Origin of the sequence: Micromonospora sp. U21 (genome assembly GCF_018070045.1) — a bacterium.
GTDB lineage: Bacteria > Actinomycetota > Actinomycetes > Mycobacteriales > Micromonosporaceae > Micromonospora.
Window position 1 is genome coordinate 14,108 of the sequence record NZ_JAGPYK010000048.1, and the last position, 19,163, is coordinate 33,270.

At 71.2% G+C, this 19,163-nt stretch carries 17 protein-coding genes; 10 read left to right on the forward strand and 7 right to left on the reverse strand.

The window, feature by feature from the left end; translation table 11 throughout:
* Positions 1-78: 78 nt before the first annotated feature.
* The 5 genes from gap (at position 79) to KBX63_RS32850 (ending at position 3,964) form a co-directional block, all read left to right on the forward strand.
* The gene (gene gap, locus KBX63_RS32830; protein WP_210918105.1) at positions 79-1,083 is read left to right on the forward strand and encodes a type I glyceraldehyde-3-phosphate dehydrogenase; all 1,005 of its coding nucleotides are present in this window, start codon (positions 79-81) and stop codon (positions 1,081-1,083) included.
* Positions 1,080-2,336, forward strand: a complete 1,257-nt coding sequence (gene pgk, locus KBX63_RS32835; RefSeq protein WP_210918108.1) for a phosphoglycerate kinase — start codon at positions 1,080-1,082, stop codon at positions 2,334-2,336. The genes gap and pgk overlap by 4 nt, the downstream gene beginning before the upstream one ends.
* Positions 2,337-3,128 carry a triose-phosphate isomerase gene (tpiA, locus tag KBX63_RS32840; RefSeq protein ID WP_210918110.1) on the forward strand — a complete coding sequence of 264 codons (792 nt, stop codon included), beginning with the start codon at positions 2,337-2,339 and terminating at the stop codon, positions 3,126-3,128.
* Between the two features lie 95 nt (positions 3,129-3,223).
* Positions 3,224-3,484, forward strand: coding sequence for a preprotein translocase subunit SecG (gene secG / locus KBX63_RS32845; protein ID WP_210918112.1), 261 nt, complete (start codon positions 3,224-3,226; stop codon positions 3,482-3,484).
* A 138-nt stretch (positions 3,485-3,622) separates the two neighbouring features.
* On the forward strand, positions 3,623-3,964 hold the full coding sequence (locus KBX63_RS32850) for an RNA polymerase-binding protein RbpA (protein WP_210918114.1): 342 nt from the start codon (positions 3,623-3,625) through the stop codon (positions 3,962-3,964).
* Between the two features lie 73 nt (positions 3,965-4,037).
* Here KBX63_RS32850 and pgl read toward each other — a convergent pair whose 3' ends face one another.
* From pgl to tkt, 6 genes are all read right to left on the reverse strand, one after another.
* Positions 4,038-4,808, reverse strand: coding sequence for a 6-phosphogluconolactonase (gene pgl / locus KBX63_RS32855; RefSeq protein WP_210918118.1), 771 nt, complete (start codon positions 4,806-4,808; stop codon positions 4,038-4,040).
* A 150-nt stretch (positions 4,809-4,958) separates the two neighbouring features.
* Positions 4,959-5,975 (reverse strand): glucose-6-phosphate dehydrogenase assembly protein OpcA, encoded by a 1,017-nt coding sequence (locus KBX63_RS32860; RefSeq protein WP_210918120.1) that lies wholly within the window; start codon positions 5,973-5,975, stop codon positions 4,959-4,961.
* Positions 5,976-6,018: 43 nt separating this feature from the next.
* Positions 6,019-7,569: a glucose-6-phosphate dehydrogenase gene (zwf, locus tag KBX63_RS32865; RefSeq protein ID WP_210918139.1), complete on the reverse strand. Its 1,551-nt coding sequence runs from the start codon at positions 7,567-7,569 to the stop codon at positions 6,019-6,021.
* 2 nt (positions 7,570-7,571) lie between these two features.
* The gene (locus KBX63_RS32870; protein WP_210918122.1) at positions 7,572-9,221 is read right to left on the reverse strand and encodes a glucose-6-phosphate isomerase; all 1,650 of its coding nucleotides are present in this window, start codon (positions 9,219-9,221) and stop codon (positions 7,572-7,574) included.
* A gap of 76 nt (positions 9,222-9,297) precedes the next feature.
* The gene (tal, locus tag KBX63_RS32875; protein WP_210918124.1) at positions 9,298-10,476 is read right to left on the reverse strand and encodes a transaldolase; all 1,179 of its coding nucleotides are present in this window, start codon (positions 10,474-10,476) and stop codon (positions 9,298-9,300) included.
* Between the two features lie 16 nt (positions 10,477-10,492).
* A complete protein-coding gene (tkt, locus tag KBX63_RS32880; protein WP_210918127.1) occupies positions 10,493-12,631 on the reverse strand; it encodes a transketolase in 2,139 nt (712 codons plus the stop codon).
* A 265-nt stretch (positions 12,632-12,896) separates the two neighbouring features.
* Between tkt and KBX63_RS32885 the strand changes: the two genes are divergently transcribed.
* The 3 genes from KBX63_RS32885 to KBX63_RS32895 all read left to right on the forward strand — a co-directional run bounded on the left by KBX63_RS32885 (position 12,897) and on the right by KBX63_RS32895 (position 15,457).
* Positions 12,897-13,850: a heme o synthase gene (locus KBX63_RS32885; protein WP_210918129.1), complete on the forward strand. Its 954-nt coding sequence runs from the start codon at positions 12,897-12,899 to the stop codon at positions 13,848-13,850.
* A gap of 336 nt (positions 13,851-14,186) precedes the next feature.
* Entirely contained in the window at positions 14,187-14,522 is a 336-nt protein-coding gene (locus KBX63_RS32890) for a hypothetical protein (RefSeq protein WP_210918132.1), read from the forward strand.
* A gap of 14 nt (positions 14,523-14,536) precedes the next feature.
* Positions 14,537-15,457 (forward strand): RimK family alpha-L-glutamate ligase, encoded by a 921-nt coding sequence (locus KBX63_RS32895; RefSeq protein WP_210918134.1) that lies wholly within the window; start codon positions 14,537-14,539, stop codon positions 15,455-15,457.
* A 339-nt stretch (positions 15,458-15,796) separates the two neighbouring features.
* On the opposite strand, the gene KBX63_RS32900 is transcribed toward KBX63_RS32895, so the two are convergent.
* On the reverse strand, positions 15,797-16,762 hold the full coding sequence (locus tag KBX63_RS32900; protein WP_210918136.1) for a heme A synthase: 966 nt from the start codon (positions 16,760-16,762) through the stop codon (positions 15,797-15,799).
* A 98-nt stretch (positions 16,763-16,860) separates the two neighbouring features.
* On the opposite strand from KBX63_RS32900, the gene KBX63_RS32905 reads away from it, so the two are divergent.
* Together KBX63_RS32905 and sufB are read left to right on the forward strand one after the other, a co-directional pair.
* Positions 16,861-17,661, forward strand: a complete 801-nt coding sequence (locus tag KBX63_RS32905; RefSeq protein WP_374102292.1) for a helix-turn-helix transcriptional regulator — start codon at positions 16,861-16,863, stop codon at positions 17,659-17,661.
* On the forward strand, positions 17,658-19,088 hold the full coding sequence (sufB, locus tag KBX63_RS32910; RefSeq protein WP_074312771.1) for a Fe-S cluster assembly protein SufB: 1,431 nt from the start codon (positions 17,658-17,660) through the stop codon (positions 19,086-19,088). The genes KBX63_RS32905 and sufB overlap by 4 nt, the downstream gene beginning before the upstream one ends.
* Positions 19,089-19,163 lie beyond the last annotated feature (75 nt).

Consider the following 19,163-nt stretch of genomic DNA (forward strand, 5'->3'; position numbering starts at 1 on the left):
GCTCCAACGGTCGGCGCACACCACTCCGCCGGCCCGTTGTCTGAAGCCGGCGGACCAGAACGCGAGGAGATGGGACCTGTGACCATCCGGGTTGGCATCAACGGCTTCGGCCGGATCGGCCGTAACTTCTTCCGGGCAGTGCTGGCGTCTGACGCCGACATCGAGGTCGTGGCGGTGAACGACCTGACCGACAACGCCACGCTCGCCCACCTGCTCAAGTACGACAGCATCCTGGGTCGCCTGCCGTACGAGGTCAAGGCCACCGCCGACGAGATCACCGTCGGTGGCAGGACCATCAAGGCGTACGCCGAGAAGGACCCGGCGTCGCTGCCGTGGGGTGAGGTCGGCGCCGACGTCGTCATCGAGTCGACCGGCTTCTTCACCGACGGCACCAAGGCCAAGGCGCACATCGACGGCGGGGCCAAGAAGGTCATCATCTCCGCCCCGGCGAAGAACGAGGACGTCACGGTCGTCATGGGCGTCAACCACGACACCTACGACCCGGCGAAGCACACCATCATCTCCAACGCTTCGTGCACCACCAACTGTCTCGCCCCGATGGCGAAGGTCCTGCACGACACGTTCGGCATCCAGCACGGTCTGATGACCACGATCCACGCGTACACCCAGGACCAGAACCTCCAGGACGCCCCGCACAAGGACCTCCGCCGGGCCCGGGCCGCCGCGCTGAACATCGTCCCGACCTCCACCGGCGCCGCCAAGGCGATCGGCCTGGTGCTGCCGGAGCTCAAGGGCAAGCTCGACGGGTACGCCCTGCGGGTGCCGATCCCGACCGGCTCGGTCACCGACCTCACCGTCAACGTGGGTCGCGAGACCACCGTGGACGAGGTCAACGCCGCGCTGAAGGCCGCTGCGGACGGTCCGCTCAAGGGCATCCTGGTCTACAACGAGGACCCGATCGTCTCCACCGACATCGTCACCGACCCGGCGTCGTGCATCTTCGACGCGCCGCTGACCAAGGTGGTCGGCAACCAGGTCAAGGTCGTCGGCTGGTACGACAACGAGTGGGGCTACTCCAACCGCCTGGTCGACATGGTCAAGCTGGTGGGTTCGTCGCTGTGAGCATCCGTACCCTCGACGATCTGCTCGCCGAGGGGGTGTCGGGTCGGCGCGTGCTGGTGCGCGCTGACCTGAACGTCCCGCTCGACAAGCAGACCGGTGACATCAACGATCATAACTCCGCCTCCGCGCCGCAAGGCGGCACTCCGGACGGAGTGAGGATCGCGGACGACGGCCGGATCCGCGCGGTGCTGCCGACGCTGGGTGCGCTGGTCGAGGCCGGTGCCAAGGTGGTCGTCTGCTCGCACCTGGGGCGCCCGAAGGGCACGCCGGACCCGCAGTTCAGCCTCCGCCCGGTCGCCGGGCGGCTCGGTGAGCTGCTCGGCGCGCCGGTGCACTTCGCCACCGACACGGTCGGCGACTCTGCCCGCTCCACCGTCGCAGGCCTGGCCGACGGCCAGGTCGCCCTGCTGGAGAACCTGCGCTTCAACGCCGGTGAGACCAGCAAGGACGACGCCGAGCGGGGCGCCTTCGCCGACCAGCTCGCCGCGTTCGGCGACGCCTACGTCGACGACGCGTTCGGCGCCGTGCACCGCAAGCACGCCAGCGTGTACGACGTGCCGGCCCGGCTGCCGCACGTGGCCGGCCGGCTGGTGCTGCGCGAGGTCGAGGTGCTCTCCACGCTCACGAGCGACCCCGCGCGGCCGTACGTGGTGGTGCTCGGCGGGTCCAAGGTGTCCGACAAGCTGGCGGTGATCGAGGCCCTGCTGCCCACGGTCGACCGGCTGCTCATCGGCGGCGGGATGTGCTTCACCTTCCTCAAGGCCCAGGGCCTGGAGGTGGGCACCTCGCTGCTGGAGAAGGACATGGTCGAGACCTGCCGGAACCTGCTGGAGCGGTCCGGAGGCAAGATCATGCTCCCGGTCGACGTGGTGGTCGCGGACGCGTTCGCGCCGGACGCCGCGCACGACACGGTCCGCGTCGACGGCATTCCGAGTCACCGGCTCGGTCTGGACATCGGCCCGGAGACGGTGGCCGGCTTCGCGGCCGCGCTGTCCCAGGCGAAGACGGTCTTCTGGAACGGCCCGATGGGCGTGTTCGAGATGCCGGCGTTCGCGGCCGGCACCCGGGGGATCGCCGAGGCGATCACCAAGGCCGACGCGTTCAGCGTCGTCGGTGGCGGCGACTCCGCGGCGGCCGTCCGTGCCCTCGGGTTGGATGAATCGTCCTTCGGGCACATTTCCACCGGCGGTGGCGCCTCCCTGGAATACCTCGAGGGCAAGACCCTCCCCGGCATCGCGGCCCTGGAGAACTGAATGGCGAGCACCGCCCGCCGGCCACTGATGGCCGGCAACTGGAAGATGAACCTCAACCACCTCGAGGCCAACCTGCTGGTGCAGAAGCTGGCCGCGAGCCTCACCGAGAAGCAGCTCACCGACGTCGAGACGGTCGTCCTGCCGCCCTTCACCGACCTGCGCACCGTGCAGACGGCGGTGGACGGGGACAAGCTGCTGATCGGTTACGGCGCGCAGGACCTCTCTCCGCACGCCTCGGGGGCGTACACCGGGGACATCTCGGGCCAGATGCTGGCCAAGCTCGGCTGCTCGTACGTGGTGGTCGGGCACTCCGAGCGGCGGGCCTACCACCACGAGGACGACGCGCTGGTCAACGCCAAGGTGAAGGCGGCGCTGACGCACGGCCTGACCCCGATCCTCTGCGTGGGAGAGGGGCTGGACGTTCGGGAGCAGGGCAGCCACGTGGCGCACTGCGCCGACCAGCTCGACGGTGGCCTCGCCGGGCTCACCCACGAGCAGGTGCGGCAGGTGGTCATCGCGTACGAGCCGGTCTGGGCGATCGGCACCGGCAAGACCGCGACGCCGGACGATGCCCAGGAGGTCTGCAGGGCGGTCCGCCGGCGGCTGGTGGAGCGCTTCGACCAGGACACCGCCGACCAGGTCCGGATCCTCTACGGCGGCTCGGTCAAGGCGTCCAACATCGCCACGATCATGGGCCGGCCGGACGTGGACGGGGCCCTGGTGGGGGGCGCCAGCCTGGACGCGGAGGAATTCGCGCAGATCTGCCGGTTCCCGGAGCACATCGCCCGCTGATCGCTCGGTATCCTTGACCCCGCCCGTCCGCCGGTCGGTGCCGCCGTGCCCGATCAGACCGGGCGAGGATCGCTACGAGAGGACTGACCCCAGCCATGCCGATCTGGTTCGCATACACGTTGATCGTGTTGCTGATCATCACGAGCGTCCTGCTCACCATGCTCATCCTGCTGCACCGCGGCAAGGGCGGCGGTCTGTCGAGCATGTTCGGCGGTGGCGTCAGCTCCAGCCTCGCCGGCTCCTCGGTGGCGGAGAAGAATCTGGACCGCTACACCGTTCTGGTGAGTGTCGTCTGGTTCGCCGCCATCGTCGGGCTGGGGCTCTGGCTCCGCCTCCAGATGAACAGCGGCGCCTGAGCAGGCCCGTAAGGTCGTACAATCTGCGCGCGGTCCGTCACCAGACGGGCCGCGCGCAGGCTTTTCTCCGCTGCACCGCGTCGCCCGCCGCCCACCCCTGAAGACGGCGGGTCCCTCCGACGACAGGAGCGAGCAGCCGTGCCGAGTGGCAACGTCATCCGCGGCGCCCGGATCGGGTCCGCACCCGTCCGTCCGGACGAGCGACACCCTCCCGCCCCCCGACAGGACGTCACCTACTGGTGCCGCAACGATCACCGGACCAGCATCCGGATCGCCGCGGACGCTGTGGCGCCGCCGCTGTGGGACTGTCCCCGCTGTGGCCTGCCGGCCGGGCAGGACGCGCAGAACCCGCCCGGGCGGGCCCGCGCCGAGCCGTACAAGAGCCACCTGGCGTACGTGAAGGAGCGGCGTACCGCCGAGGAGGGGGAGGCGCTGCTCGCCGAGGCGCTCGCCGCGCTGCGCCGCCGCCGGGGCGAATGAAAGGAAGGGCCCCTCATTAACGCCAGGCGTCAATAAGGGGCCCTTCCTTTCAGCGCGCGTAGCTCTGCGTAGCTCAGCGCAGGCTGCGCAGCCGGGCCGGTACGTCGGCTGCCGCCGCCCGGTCCAGCAGCCAGCGGGTACGGTCCACGCCGTGCACCCCCGCGGCCGGCAACTGCACCGGCCCGGCCCCGGCCAGCGCCATGCCGACGGCCCGCGCCTTGTCCGCGCCGCCCGCCACCAGCCAGACCTCCTCGGCGGTGTTGATCGCCGGCAGGGTGAGGGTGGTCCGCACCGCCGGCGGCTTGGGGCTGCCCCGCACCGCGCTGCACGGTCGGCTCTCGTAGTGCACCGGATGCTCGGGGAACACCGAGGCGACGTGCCCGTCCTCCCCGACGCCCAGCATCAGCACGTCGAAGTGCGGCAGCGCGGCGTGCCCGGGGCGGGCCGCGCGCGCCAGCTCCTCGGCGTACGCGGCGGCAGCCGCCTCGGGATCGTTGCCGGCCGGGCCGTCGGAGGCGGGCATCGGATGCACCCGGTCCGGGTTCAGCGGCACCACGTCCAGCAGCGCGGCTCGGGCCTGGGTCTCGTTGCGCTCCGGGTCGCCGGCGGGCAGGAACCGCTCGTCGCCCCACCACACGTCCACCCGGGACCAGTCCACCGCGTCGCGGGCCGGCAGTTGTGCCACCGCCCGGTACACGGCCGCGGCGATCCGCCCACCGGTGAGCACCACCGAGGCCTCGCCCCGGTCGGCCTGGGCGTCGAGCAGCTTCACCAGCAGCCGGGCCGCCACGGCCTGCGCCAGCAGGTCGGCGTCGGCGTGGACGGCGACAGTCGCCTCACTCATCGGTTGTGCCTTCGTTTCCCGACCGCGGAACGGTCGCTGTCACGTGCCCGGGCCGGTGCCCGGATGTGGCGGGGCGGGGTGCCCCGGAGGTCTCGGGCAGGACCGGGATCGCCCGGTCCTGCCCCGAAGTGGTGCCGAACGCAGGCGGGCTCAGCGCTCGCCGCTCGTGCCAGCGTGCGCGGTGACCCCGGCCTCGGCGCGCTGAGCGGTGGCCGGATCCTTCCAGACGTGCACCCGCTGCGGCGGGCGCTGCTCCAGGCCGCGCAGCCCGGCGGTCGCGCCCAACGCCTCCGCGTACACCTGGTCGGCGTCCAGCCGGCGCAGCTCCTCGGCCAGTTCGTCACCGAGGGGCCGACGCACCAGCGGAAGGGTCCGGTCGTCCTGGCCGGTCCGCCGGAACACCGCCATGCTGTCCTCGCGGCTCAGCGACAGGTGGTCGCCGTTGGCGCAGGTCAACTCCACCTCACGCATCCGGGGGAACTCGTTGGTGTCCACCCGGCGTGGGGTGATGCCGAGCCGGCTGGCCAGCCAACCGGCCATCAGCGCCGCCGTCGGGTCGCTGGGCGGCGCGACGATGGTCGCCTCGGTGACCCGCGCCTCGGTGGTGTCGAACGCCCCAGCGACGAGGGTCCGCCACGGGGTGATCCGGGTCCACGCCAGGTCGGTGTCGCCCGGGGCGTAGTCCCGGGCCCGCTGCCGCAGCGCCTCCACCGGGTCGGCGGCCTGCGCCGTGTCGGTGATCCGGCGGTCGGCGACCACGCCGAGGAAGTCGGTGGCGATCTCGGCCGGCGGCTCGCCGTGCCACCAGGTGACCACCGGGACGTCCGGGACCAGCAGCGGCATCACGACCGACTCGGCGTGCAGGGCCAGCCGCCCGTACATCCGGGTGACCACCGCCTCGCACGGGCCGAGCCGGCCACCGACCACGATCTCCGCGTCCAGCCGGTTGCGGTCCCGCTCGATCTCGGAGCGGACCACCACCAGCAGCCGGCACGGGTGGGCGGCCGCCGCGATCGTCGCGGCCGCCTCCGCCTCCCGGACCCGCTTCTCGTCCACCACCACGATGAGGGTGAGCGCCATGCCGCTGGCCACCCCGCCGGCGCTGCGCCGCTCGGCGGCGAGCGCCTTGACCACCTCGTTGCCGGTGGTGTCCCACAGCCCGATCACTGGAGCCTCCTGGTCTGCTCGCTGCGCTCGCTGGTTCGCTCGCTCACGCGCGCCGCCACGCGCGGCCCTCGCGGGCCAGCATCTCGTCGGCTGCCCGCGGCCCCCACTCGCCGGCGCGGTAAGGCTCCGGCGTGGTGCCCTCCCAGGCATGCTCCAGCGGGTCGATCACCTGCCAGCTCTGCTCGACCTCCGCCGCGTCGGGGAAGAGCGTGCGGTCGCCGATCAGCACGTCCAGCACCAGCCGCTCGTACGCCTCCGGGCTGGACTCGGTGAACGCCTCGCCGTACTGGAAGTCCATCGCGATGTCGCGGACCTCCATGGTGGTGCCCGGCACCTTCGAGCCGAACTTGAGCACCACGCCCTCGTCCGGCTGCACGCGGATGACCAGCTGGTTGTTGCCCAGCGACTCCATGTCGGCGTCGTTGAACGGCAGGTGCGGCGCCTTCTTGAACATGATGGCGACCTCGGTGACCCGCCGGGGCAGCCGCTTGCCGGCCCGGATGTAGAACGGCACCTCGGCCCAGCGGCGGTTCTGGATGCCCAGCCGCACCGCAACGTACGTCTCGGTGGTGGAGTCGGCGGGTACGCCCTGCTCCTCCAGGTAGCCGACCGCGCGCTCGCCGCCGACCCACCCCGGCAGGTACTGGCCGCGTACGGTGTCCCGGGCCACGTCCTTGGGCAGGGTGATCGCCTTGAGCACCTTCAGCTTCTCGGTCCGGATCTCGTCGGCGTCGAAGCTGGTCGGCTCCTCCATCGCCACCAGGGCCAGGAGCTGGAGCAGGTGGTTCTGAAGCACGTCGCGGGCGGTGCCGACGGTGTCGTAGAAGCCCGCGCGGCTGCCGATGCCGACGTCCTCGGCCATGGTGATCTGCACCGAGTCGACGTACTTGGAGTTCCACAGCGGCTCGAACAGGTTGTTGGCGAACCGCAGGGCGAGGATGTTCTGGACCGTCTCCTTGCCCAGGTAGTGGTCGATCCGGAAGACGTCCTGGCGGGTGAAGACGTCGTCGACCAGGTCGTTGAGCGCCTTCGCCGAGGGCAGGTCGTTGCCGAACGGCTTCTCCACCACCACCCGGCGCCAGCCGCCGGACTTCTCATTGTCGGCCATTCCGGTGCGGGCCAGCTGCTTGAGCACGACGGGGAACGCGGCCGGGGGGATGGAGAAGTAGAAAGCCGCGTTGCCGGTGATGCCGTGGCTCTGCCGCAGCTCGTCCAGCGTCGTGGCGAGCTGGTCGAAGGCGGCGTCGTCGTCGAACGACCCGCCGACGAACTTGATGTTCCCGGCCAGCCGCGCCCAGACCTCGTCCCGCCACGGGGTACGCGCGTGCTTGCGCGCCGCCTCGCAGGCCAGCGTCTCGAAGTCGCCGTCACCCCAGTCGCGGCGGGCGAAGCCGAGCACGACGAAACCCGGCGGGAGCAGCCCGCGGTTGGCCAGGTCGTAGACCGCGGGGAGCAGCTTCTTGCGGGCCAGGTCGCCGGTCACCCCGAAGATCACCAGAGCGCACGGCTCGGGGATCCGGGGCAACCGGCGGTCCTGCGGGTCGCGCAGCGGGTTCACGCCGCCTCCTCGCTCCGCTTGCGTCACGTCGTCCATCCTCACGCCCGCAGCTCACCGGCCGCGTCAAGTAGTTGGGCGACGCCGGCGGCCCGGTCGGTCAGGTGCAGCCGCAGGAGCGGCCGCTGCCGGCCGGCCAGCGCCTGCCGGTCGCCGGCAGCCTGCGCCGCCTGCAACTCGCCGAAGGTGTACGGCTTGCCCGGCACCGGCAGGTCCTCGGTGACCGCGCCGGTCACCTGGAGGAAGCTGCCCACCTGCGGGCCGCCCTTGTGGTACTGGCCGGTGGAGTGCAGGAACCGTGGGCCCCAACCGAAGGTGACCGGACGGCCGGCCGCTTCGGCCAGCAGCGTACGTAGCCGGCCCGTGTCCGCGTCGGCGAACCGGTCCAGGTACGCCATCACCGCCAGGTAGCCGTCGTCGCCCAGCGCGTCGAGCAGCCAGCGCAGCACGCCGGTCAGGTCACCGGGTGCGCCCTGCGGCGCGTACACCTCGATCGCGCCCTCGGTGAACGACGGCGTCTCCGCCGGCAGGCCCGAGGCGAGGATCTTGTTGGTGTTCTCCTTGGACTCGGTGACGTTCGGCTGGTTGAACGGGTCGATGCCGAGCACCACCCCGGCCACCGCGGTGGCGTACTCCCAGGCCAGGAACTGCGCGCCGAGTGGACCGTTGACCGCCACGTCCGGGTCGGCACCGCCGCCCGGCGTGTCGCCGGGCGCCAGTGCGCCGCCGTAGCTGACGGTCAACACGTCCGGGCCGGAGGCGCCGGGGCTCCGCGGGGACTCCACCACCACCGGCAGGATTCCCACCCCGGCCTTGCCGGTCGACTCGGCGATCAACTGCTCGGCCCAGTCGCCGAACCCCTCGATGCCGGTGCCGTCGGAGACCAGTGCGACCTTGTCCCGGGCCAACGTGGCGGCGGCGCCCAGCGCGGCGCCCAGCGCGAGCGCGGGATTGTCCCGATCCCCGGCGAGCGACGCGGCCAGCTCGTCGGCCTGGTCGATCAGCTCCGTGACCTCGACGCCGGCCAGCGCCGAGGGCACCAGCCCGAAAGCGGTCAGCGCCGAGTACCGGCCGCCCACGTTCGGGTCGGCCAGCACGGTGAACGCGCCCATCTCGGTGGCGGTGGCCTCCAGCGGCGAGCCGGGGTCGGTGACGATGACGAAGTGCCGACCGGCCTCCGCCTCGGTCATCCCGGCGTCCAGGAACGCCTGCCAGTAGGCGCGTCGGTGGCTGTCGGTCTCCACCGTCGAACCGGACTTGCTGGCCACCACCACCACGGTGCGCTCCAGCCGGTCACCCAGCGCAGCCCGGACCTGGCCCGGGTCGGTCGTGTCCAGCACCGTCAGCGGCCGGCCCATGGTGCGGGCGATCACCTCCGGGGCGAGCGACGAGCCGCCCATGCCGGCGAGCACCACGTGGTCCAGGTCGACCAGCTCCGCGGTCAACTCGGCCAGCTGCTCCAGCAGCTCCCGGCTGCGCCGGTGGGTGTCCATCCAGCCGAGCCGGATCTTCGCCTCGGCCTCGGCGTCCGGCCCCCACAGGCTCGCGTCCTTGGCTGTCAGCCGGCCCGGGACCTCGGCCCGGACCAGCGCGTCCCGGGTCGAGGCGGGTGCGGACTTGTCGACGGCGTCCGCGCCGTACACCGCGAGCCCGGCGGCGGCCTCGACCGGCCCGGCCAACAGGTCGCTCATGCCGCCACCCCGCTTCGCACGGCGGCGGCACGAGACTCCCGGACGATGAGCTTGGTGTTTCGCTCGCTCCGCTCGCTCATGCGTTACCACCGGCCTGCTGGGCGGCCTTCGCGTTGCCCTTGGCAGCCTCGTTCGGGGAACCCTTGCCGGAGGCCGCCGCCTCCAGCGACTTGCGGACGCCGTCGATCAGCTCCAGCCAGCTGGTCTCGAACTTCTCCACGCCCTCGCGCTCCAGGGTGGCGATCACGTCGGCCATGTCCACCCCGACCGACTCCAGGTCGGCGAAGACCTTGCGGGCCGCGTCGTAGGCGCCGGTGATGGTGTCGCCGCGGGTCTCACCGTGGTCGGCGTACGCGTGGATGACCGCCTCCGGCATGGTGTTGACCGTGCCGGGGGCGATCAGTTCCTCGACGTAGATGACGTCCCGGTAGTCCGGGTTCTTCGTCGAGGTGGAGGCCCACAGCGGCCGCTGCGGGTGCGCACCGGCGTCGGCGAGCGCCTGCCAGCGGTCGGAGGAGAACACCTCGCCGTAGCGCTCGTACGCCAGCTGGGCGTTGGCGATTGCCGCCTTGCCCTTCAGCGCCTTCGCCGGATCGGAGCCGATCTTCTCGAGCCGCTTGTCGACCTCGGAGTCGACGCGGGAGACGAAGAAGGACGCCACCGACCCGATGGTGGACAGGTCGTGCCCGTTCGCCTTGGCCTGCTCCAGGCCGGCAAGGAACGCCTCCATCACCGCGGAGTAGCGGTCCAGTCCGAAGATCAGGGTCACGTTGACGCTGATTCCCTCGGCCAGCGTGGCGGTGATCGCCGGCAGGCCCGCCTCGGTGGCCGGGATCTTGATGAAGAGGTTGGGCCGGTCGACCAGCCACCACAGCGCCTTGGCCTCGGCGACCGTCCGGTCGCTCTCGTGCGCCAGCCGCGGGTCCACCTCGATGGAGACCCGGCCGTCGACGCCCGCGCTCTTGTCGTACGAGGGGCGCATCACATCGCAGGCCCACCGCACGTCGTACGTGGTGAGCATGCGCACCGCCTCTTCGACGTCCACCCCACGCATGGCGAGGTCGCGCAGCTGCCAGTTGTACTCGTCGGCGTCGCCCAGCGCCTTGGCGAAGATCGTCGGGTTGGTGGTCACCCCGGCCACGTGCTTCTCCCGGCGGAGCTGGTCCAGCCCGCCGGAGCTCAGGCGTACCCGGGAAAGATCGTCCAGCCACACCGCCACACCCGCGGCGGTGAGCTCACTCAGCCTGTCCGTCATGCCGTCCACGCTCCCCTCAGTTGCCGGTCGTGAAACCGGTGATGTCGCCCACCCGGGTCATCGCCGCGTGCGCGGCGGCCACGATCCGGTCCGGGGTGAACCCGAACTGCTCGAAGAGCACGGTGTGCGGGGCACTCGCCCCGTAGTGCTCCAGGCTGACGCTCTCGCCGCAGTCGCCGACGATCGCGCGCCAGGACATGGCGATGCCCGCCTCCACGCTCACCCGTGCCTTTACCCCGCGTGGGAGCACCGACTCCCGGTACGCCTCGTCCTGCTCGTAGAACCACTCCTGGCAGGGCATCGAGACCACCCGGGTGGGCGTGCCGTCGGCCTCCAGGCGCTCCCGGGCGGTCAGGCAGAGCTGCACCTCGGAGCCGGTGCCGACGATGATCACCTGTGGCTTGCCGTTGGACGCCTCGGCCAGCACGTAGCCACCCTTGGCCACCCCGTCCGCGCCGCCCAGGACGTCGCGGTCCAGCGTCGGCAGCGGCTGGCGGCTCAGCGCCAGCGCGGTCGGCCGGTCGGTGTGCTCCAGCGCCAGCCGCCAGGCCCAGGCCGTCTCGTTGGCGTCGGCCGGGCGGACCACGTCCAGGCCGGGGATGGCGCGCAGGGCGGTCAGGTGCTCCACCGGCTGGTGGGTCGGACCGTCCTCACCGAGGCCGATCGAGTCGTGCGTCCAGACGTACGTCACCGGCAGTTTCATCAGCGCGGCCAGCCGCACCGAGGGGCGCATGTAGTCGCTGAACACCAGGAACGTGCCGCCGTAGGGGCGGGTGCCGCCGTGCAGGGCGATGCCGTTGAGGATCGCGCCCATGGCGTGCTCACGGATGCCGAAGTGCAGCGTGCGGCCGTACTCGTGGCCCGGGAAGTCCTTGGTGGCGTGCGCGGCCGGGATGAACGACGGCTCGCCCTTCATGGTGGTGTTGTTGCTCTCGGCCAGGTCGGCCGAGCCACCCCACAGCTCCGGCAGCACCGGCGCGAGCGCCTCCAGCACCTTGCCGGAGGCGGCCCGGGTGGCCACGCCCTTGGCGTCGGCGGGGAACGTGGGCACCGCGTCGGTCCAGCCCTCGGGCAGCACCCGGCCGACCATCCGCTCGTAGAGCGCCGTGCGCTCCGGGTTGGCGGCCTTCCAGGCGTCGAACGCGGTCGTCCACTGCTCCTGGGCGGCGGAGCCGCGGCCCATCACCTTCCGGGCGTGGCCGAGCACCTCCTCGTCGACGTCGAAGCTCTTGTCCGGGTCGAAGCCGAGGATCCGCTTGGTGGCCTTCACCTCGTCGGCGCCGAGCGCCGAACCGTGGATCTTGCCGGTGTTCTGCTTGTTGGGCGCGGGCCAGCCGATGATGGTGCGCAGCGCGATGAAGGAGGGACGCCCGGTCTCCGCCTTGGCGGCCAGCAGCGCCTGGTAGAGCGCCTCGGCGTCCTCGTGGTAGTCGCCCTGGTCGGCGTCGCCGGTACGCCAGTCGACGGTCTGCACGTGCCAGCCGTACGCCTCGTAGCGGGCGGCCACGTCCTCGCTCTTGGCGATCCGGGTGTCGTCCTCGATCGAGATCTCGTTGTCGTCGTAGATCACCGTGAGGTTGCCCAGCTGCTGGTGCCCGGCGAGGGCGCTGGCCTCGTGGCTGATGCCCTCCTCGATGTCACCGTCGGAGACGATGCACCAGATGTCGTGGTCGAAGACGGACGCCCCGGGCTCGGTCTCCGGGTCGAACAGGCCGCGCTCGCGGCGGGCCGCCATGGCCATGCCGACCGCGTTGCCCAGGCCCTGGCCGAGCGGGCCCGTGGTGGTCTCCACGCCCGGGGTGTGCCCGTGCTCGGGGTGACCCGGAGTGAGCGAGCCCCACTGCCGCAGCGACTGCAGGTCGGCCAGGCTCATCGGATAGCCGGAGAGGAACAACTGGATGTACAGGGTCAGGCTGGAGTGCCCGGCGGAGAGCACGAACCGGTCCCGGCCGGGCCAGTTCGGGTCGGCCGGGTTGTGCCGTATGACCCGGTTGAAGAGCAGGTAGGCCGCGGGCGCCAGGCTCATCGCGGTGCCCGGGTGACCGTTGCCGGATCTCTCCACGGCATCCATGGCCAGCACGCGGACGGTGTCGACGGCCCGGCGGTCGAGGTCGGACCAGTTGAGTGCGGAGTGCTCGGGTCGGTTGGCAGCCACGATGGTTGTGCTCCTCGGCAGATGGGCGGAACCCTCACCGGTGACCCTATCGAGCGTGCCTAAACGTCCGCCCGGGGATCTCTGCATGGTGTGCGGTACGTGGCGCCGCGTCGCGTCGTTCAACCCGGTGGTGTGACGGCCCGCACCGTTGTCGGGTCGGCCGGGCAGCCAAAACGACAACGCGTAGTGTGTGGGTCGGTATGCGGGCCCCGAGCGGGTCCTGCCGATCCGATCTCCCCGTGCCGATGCCGGAAGGTGGCAATCCGTGAGCATGATCACCGAGCGCCCCGCGAGCAACCCTGCCGGGCGGCCCCCGGCGCGGGCGGTCGAGGGTCCGGTGGCGCGGCGGGACTTGCGCGCGGTCCTCTCGGCGTACGTGGCGCTCACCAAGCCGCGGATCGTGGAGCTGCTGCTGGTCACCACCGTCCCGGCGATGATGCTCGCGGACGGCGGCCTGCCGTCGCTGTGGCTGATGGCCGTGGTGCTGGTCGGCGGCTCGCTCGCCGCGGGCGCGGCCAGCGTGCTCAACTGCTACATCGACCGGGACATCGACCAGTTGATGCGGCGTACCAAGCGTCGGCCGCTGCCGGCGCACACCGTGTCGCCGCGGAGCGCGCTGGTCTTCGGTCTGGTGCTGGCGGCGGTCTCGGTCGCCCTGATGGCGGCGTTCACCAACCTGCTGGCCGCTGGCCTGACCCTCGCCGCGATCGCCTACTACGACCTCGTCTACACCCTGTGGCTCAAGCGCTCCACCCCGACCAACACCTTCTGGGGCGGGGCCTGCGGGGCCGCGCCGGTGCTGATCGGGTGGGCGGCGGTGACCGGCTCGCTGGCGCCGGCCGCCTGGGGGCTCTTCGCGGTGGTCTTCTTCTGGCAGATGCCGCACTTCTACCCCCTCGCCATGAAGTACAAGGACGACTACGCCCGGGCCGGGATCCCGATGCTGCCGGTGGTGGCCTCCACCCGCCGGGTGAACGCCGAGATCCTGATCTTCGCCTGGCTGACCGTGCTCACCTCGCTGGCGGTCTGGCCGCTGGGGCTCAGCGCGATCTACGGCGTGCCGACCCTGGTGGTGGGTGCCATCTTCCTGGTCGAGGCGCACCTGCTCTGCGGACGGGCGAAGCGTGGTGAGGCGGTCAAGCCGATGCGACTGTTCCACTGGTCGACCACGTACCTGACCATCGTCTTCGTGGCCGTCGCGCTCGACGCGCTGATCTGACCCCCTGCACGATGCGGGTTCCGCCCGCCGGCCGGTAGCCCGCGCCCGTCGCTTGCGCGGCCGCCGGCCGCCGGTGCGGGTGCCGATTCTTCGACTAATCACGGTCATGGATGAGTTGTCCGGGTTTAACGTCACATCAGAGTAACTTTCGGCATGAGCCGGATCGGCTCAACCTGCGGCGATTGAGTCCTGATTTACGCACGTGTTTTGACGTGAAAAGTCCGGATAAAGTCGGACAGTCAACCTGTGGTCTTCCTTAAACCTGTAGGTAATTGGCATCACAAAAGCTTCATGGTTCTCGCCTACCCGAGTGCAACTCTGCTTAGGCTTCGCGTCATGGCAGATGGTTCCGATACGACGCTGACGGCCGAGCAGACCGCCGGCGAGCAGGCGCCCCACGGCCTGGTCGCGGGCCTCAGGGCGTTCGCCGCCGGACACGGCGGAGCGAAGGCGGTCATCGAGTACGTCGGCAAGCGTGGCGCGCGAATCGTCCTCGTGGGAGCCGACGGTGAGTGGGGCGACCAGTTCGCCGACGACACCGTCACCGCGCGGGAGGCGTGCGCCCAGGCGGGAGTCACCGTCGAGAACGCCTGGGAGCGTGAACTGATGGACCAGATGCGCCCGAGCAACGACCTCTGGCGGTCGATGGCCCGGCGCACGATGGCCCGCTGAGACAGAGACCTGAATTGACCAACCACAACCAGTCGACCCGGGGGGAACCCCGGGTCGCTCTCGTCACCTGCACCGAACTCGTCGACCTCGACCCGGACGACCGGCTGGTCCTCGCCCCGCTCGCCGCCCGGGGGATCGCCGCCGAGGCGGTCGTCTGGGACGACGCCGACGTCGACTGGTCCTCCTACGACCTCGTCGTGCTCCGCTCAGCGTGGGATTACGCGCTGCGCCGCGACGAGTTCGTCGCCTGGGCCTCCTCCGTACCGGCGCTGGTCAACCCGGCCGAGGTGGTGCGCTGGAACACCGACAAGCGCTACCTCGCCGAGCTGAGCGCGGCCGGTGTGCCGACCGTGCCGACGTTCTGGGTCGGGCCGGGGGAGACCTGGCAGCCGCCGGCCGACGCCGGCGAGTACGTGATCAAGCCAGCGGTCAGCGCGGGCAGCCAGGACACCGGCCGGTACGACCTGGCCGACCCGGAGCACCGGGAACTCGCCGAGGCGCACGTACGCCGGCTCACCGACACACGTCGGGTGACGATGGTCCAGCCGTACCTGACGGCGGTCGACACCGAGGGCGAGACCGCGCTGCTCTTCCTGGCCGGCCCGGACGGGCTCGCGTTCAGCCACGCGATCCGCAAGGGCCCGATGCTGACCGGGCCGGACCTCGGCCCGGACGGGCTCTACAAGGTTGAGGAGATCACCGCCCGCACCGCGACCCCGGCCCAGCTGGCAGTCGCGGAGAAGACCCTGGCGGTGGTGCCCGGCGGCACGGCGCAGCTGCTCTACACCCGGGTCGACCTGATCCCCGGCCCGGACGGCGCCCCGATCCTGGTCGAGCTCGAGCTGACCGAGCCGTCGCTCTTCATCGGCTATGCCGACGGCGCACCCGACCGCCTCGCCGAGGCCGTCGCCACCCACCTGGCCCGCCGAGGCTGACCCTCGCCGGGCGTCCCCGCCTCCAGGATCCGCGCAACGTCGGTGACGTTGTGGCCGCAGTGCGCCGCGTCTCCATGCATTTTCTGACGTTGCGCGGATCTCGGGTCGGACGGACGCGACCCGCCGACGGTGGTCGGCCGCCCTTTGCTCTGCTTCACTCCACGCAACACCCGGCGTCCGATATCCGGACGGTGGGTGTTGCGTCCGTTGAAGCAGAGCAAAGGGTGCGGATGGTGGGGCCGCGGTCGGCAACATCGCGTGGCGGGCTTCGTCCGGCAACATCGCGGGGCGGCCGACATCACTACAGCCAGGACCGAGCACGATCTTGGCGCGGGGCGCTCAGGCGGTGGCCGGGACGGCTTCGGCCTCTGCGGGAGTGCTGGCCTGGGGTGCGGGGGTGACCGGGCGGCGTTCGCGGGTGGACCACTGCACCGAGAGGGTGGCCAGCAGCACCAGGCAGGAGCCGAGCATGTGCGCGCCGACCAGGACCGCCGGCACGTGGGTGAAGTACTGCACGAAGCCGATGAGGCCCTGACCCAGCTCGACCGCGAGCAGGACGACGGCGGCGCGGGTGGCCCGCTGTGCGCCGACCGCGCGGAACGCGAAGATCAGCGCCACCGAGAGGCCGATCAGCAGGAAGACGCTGTCGGCGTGCACCTGGGAGATCGACTCCGGGTCCAGGCCGTTGCGGGCCGCGCCCTGGTCGCCGGCGTGCGGGCCGCTGCCGGTGACCCAGGTGCCGATGACCAGCACCGCGACGCCGACGCCCGTGGTGACCCTGGCCAGCGCGCGCAGCGGTGCCGGCACCACGGCCACCGTCGGCCCGTCCGGCTCGGCGATCCGCCGCCAGAGGGCGTACGCGGCGGCGATCACCGCCATCGAGGCGAGGAAGTGCAGCCCGACCACCCACGGGTTGAGATTGGTGAGCACGGTGATGCCACCGACCACCGCCTGGGCGGGAATGCCCAGGAAGACCGCGACGGCCAGCGCCAGCAGCCCGGGCCGTCGCGGTCGGTGCGTCAGCACGGCCAGCACGGTGGCCAGCGCGATCAGGCCCACCGCGAAGGTCAGCATCCGGTTGCCGAACTCGATCACCCCGTGCAGGCCCATCTCGGACGTCGTGACGTACGACGCGTCGGTGCACCGGGGCCAGGTCGGGCAGCCGAGGCCCGAGGCGGTCAACCGGACGGCCCCGCCGGTGACGACGATGCCCACGTTCGCGATGATCGAGGAGAGCGCGAGGCGGCGCAGCAGGGTGCCGGAGACCGGACGGACGTATCGGTTCACGGCGCAAATCCTACGCACCGTAGTGATCGAGGTTCGTCCGACTCCGCCGGGTCGGTGGTTCGGATCACCGGGGCCCGGGTTTGCGGCCCTCCGGGTAATTACGTAACGTTGGCGTTGTGAAAAACGTGGCGGCGCTCTCCGGGCAGCAGTCGACGGCCGATCCGGCCGTCGGTGCGAGCGCGTCCGCGCCGGTCGTGACCACGTCAGCCGCGCTGGGCGGCGCCGCGCCGACCGAGGTCTCCACCCGGGACCGGGTCACCCAGCTGCTGCTGGAGCGGGGTGCCACCACGGCCGCGCAGCTCGGCACGGCGCTCGGGCTCAGCCCTGCCGCGATCCGCCGGCACCTGGACGCGATGCTCGCCGACGGTGATGTCTTCGCCCGCGAGCAGACCGTGCAGGGCAGCCGCGGTCGGGGGCGCCCGGCCAAGGTGTTCCTGCTGACCGAGGCGGGCCGGGTCCGCTGTGGCACCCACCACTACGACAACATGGCCACCGCCGCGTTGCGCTGGATCGCCCGCAGTGGCGGTTCGGACGCGGTCGAGGCGTTCGCCACCGAGCAGGTGGCCGCCCTGGAGGCCCGCTGTCGGGCCGCCATGGAGGACGCCGGCGACGAGCCCCTCGCGCGGGCGGAGGCACTCGCCGGAGCGCTCACCGCCGAGGGTTACGCTGCCAACGCGACCACGATCGCCTCCGGCGGCCAGCTCTGCCAGCACCACTGCCCGGTGGCGCACGTGGCCGCCGAGTTTCCCCAGCTGTGCGAGGCCGAGACTGCGGTGATCTCCCGTCTGGTCGGCACCCACGTGCAGCGCCTGGCCACCATCGCGCACGGCGACGGGGTGTGCACCACGCACATTCCGACCCAGCCGGGCCGCGCTCAATCCGGTAATCCCGTCACCACTGTGAGGACAGATAGATGACCGAGCAGATCGTCCAGCCCCTGACCCAGGAAGAGCAGCTCGCCGCCCTGGGTCGCTACGAGTACGGCTGGTCCGACCCGGACGCCGCCGGGGCGGTCGCCCAGCGCGGCATCAACGAGGCGGTGGTGCGGGACATCTCGGCGAAGAAGAACGAGCCGGCCTGGATGCTCGACCTGCGCCTGAAGGGTCTCCGGCTGTTCGGCCGCAAGCCGATGCCGGCCTGGGGTGCCGACCTCACCGGGATCGACTTCGACAACATCAAGTACTTCGTGCGGTCCACCGAGAAGCAGGCCACCAGCTGGGAGGACCTGCCCGAGGACATCAAGAACACCTACGACCGGCTGGGCATCCCGGAGGCGGAGAAGCAGCGGCTGGTCGCCGGCGTCGCGGCGCAGTACGAGTCCGAGGTCGTCTACCACAAGATCCGTGAGGACCTTGAGGAGCAGGGCGTCCTCTTCCTGGACACCGACACCGCGCTGCGTGAGCACGAGGACGTCTTCAAGGAGTACTTCGGCACGGTGATCCCGGTCGGCGACAACAAGTTCGCCGCGCTGAACACCTCCGTGTGGTCCGGTGGCTCGTTCATCTACGTGCCGAAGGGTGTGCACGTGGAGATCCCGCTGCAGGCCTACTTCCGGATCAACACGGAGAACATGGGCCAGTTCGAGCGGACGCTGATCATCGTCGACGAGGGTGCGTACGTGCACTACGTCGAGGGCTGCACCGCGCCGCTCTACTCCTCCGACTCGCTGCACAGCGCGGTCGTGGAGATCATCGTCAAGAAGAACGCGCGCTGCCGCTACACGACCATCCAGAACTGGTCGAACAACGTCTACAACCTGGTCACCAAGCGCGCCGTGTGCCACGAGGGCGCGACCATGGAGTGGGTCGACGGCAACATCGGCTCCAAGGTGACGATGAAGTACCCGGCGGTCTACATGACCGGCGAGCACGCCAAGGGCGAGGTGCTCTCGGTGGCCATGGCCGGCGAGGGCCAGCACCAGGACGCCGGCGCCAAGATGGTGCACGCCGCGCCGCACACCTCCTCGACCATCGTGTCGAAGTCGATCGCCCGGGGCGGCGGCCGTACCTCGTACCGGGGTCTGGTGCAGGTGCTGGAGGGTTCGCACCACAGCCGGAGCACCGTCAAGTGCGATGCGCTGCTGGTCGACACCATCTCCCGCTCGGACACCTACCCGTACGTCGACATCCGCGAGGACGACGTGTCGATGGGGCACGAGGCGACCGTCTCCAAGATCAGTGACGACCAGCTCTTCTACCTGATGAGCCGGGGCCTGAGCGAGGACGAGGCGATGGCCATGATCGTGCGCGGCTTCATCGAGCCGATCGCCAAGGAACTCCCGATGGAGTACGCCCTGGAGCTGAACCGGCTCATCGAACTCCAGATGGAGGGCGCGGTCGGCTGACGCCGCCCGTCCCGAGCGGCGGGGGGGCGGGGGGCGGGGGGGGGCGGGCCGCGGCCCGGTCCGCCGCCCGCGCCT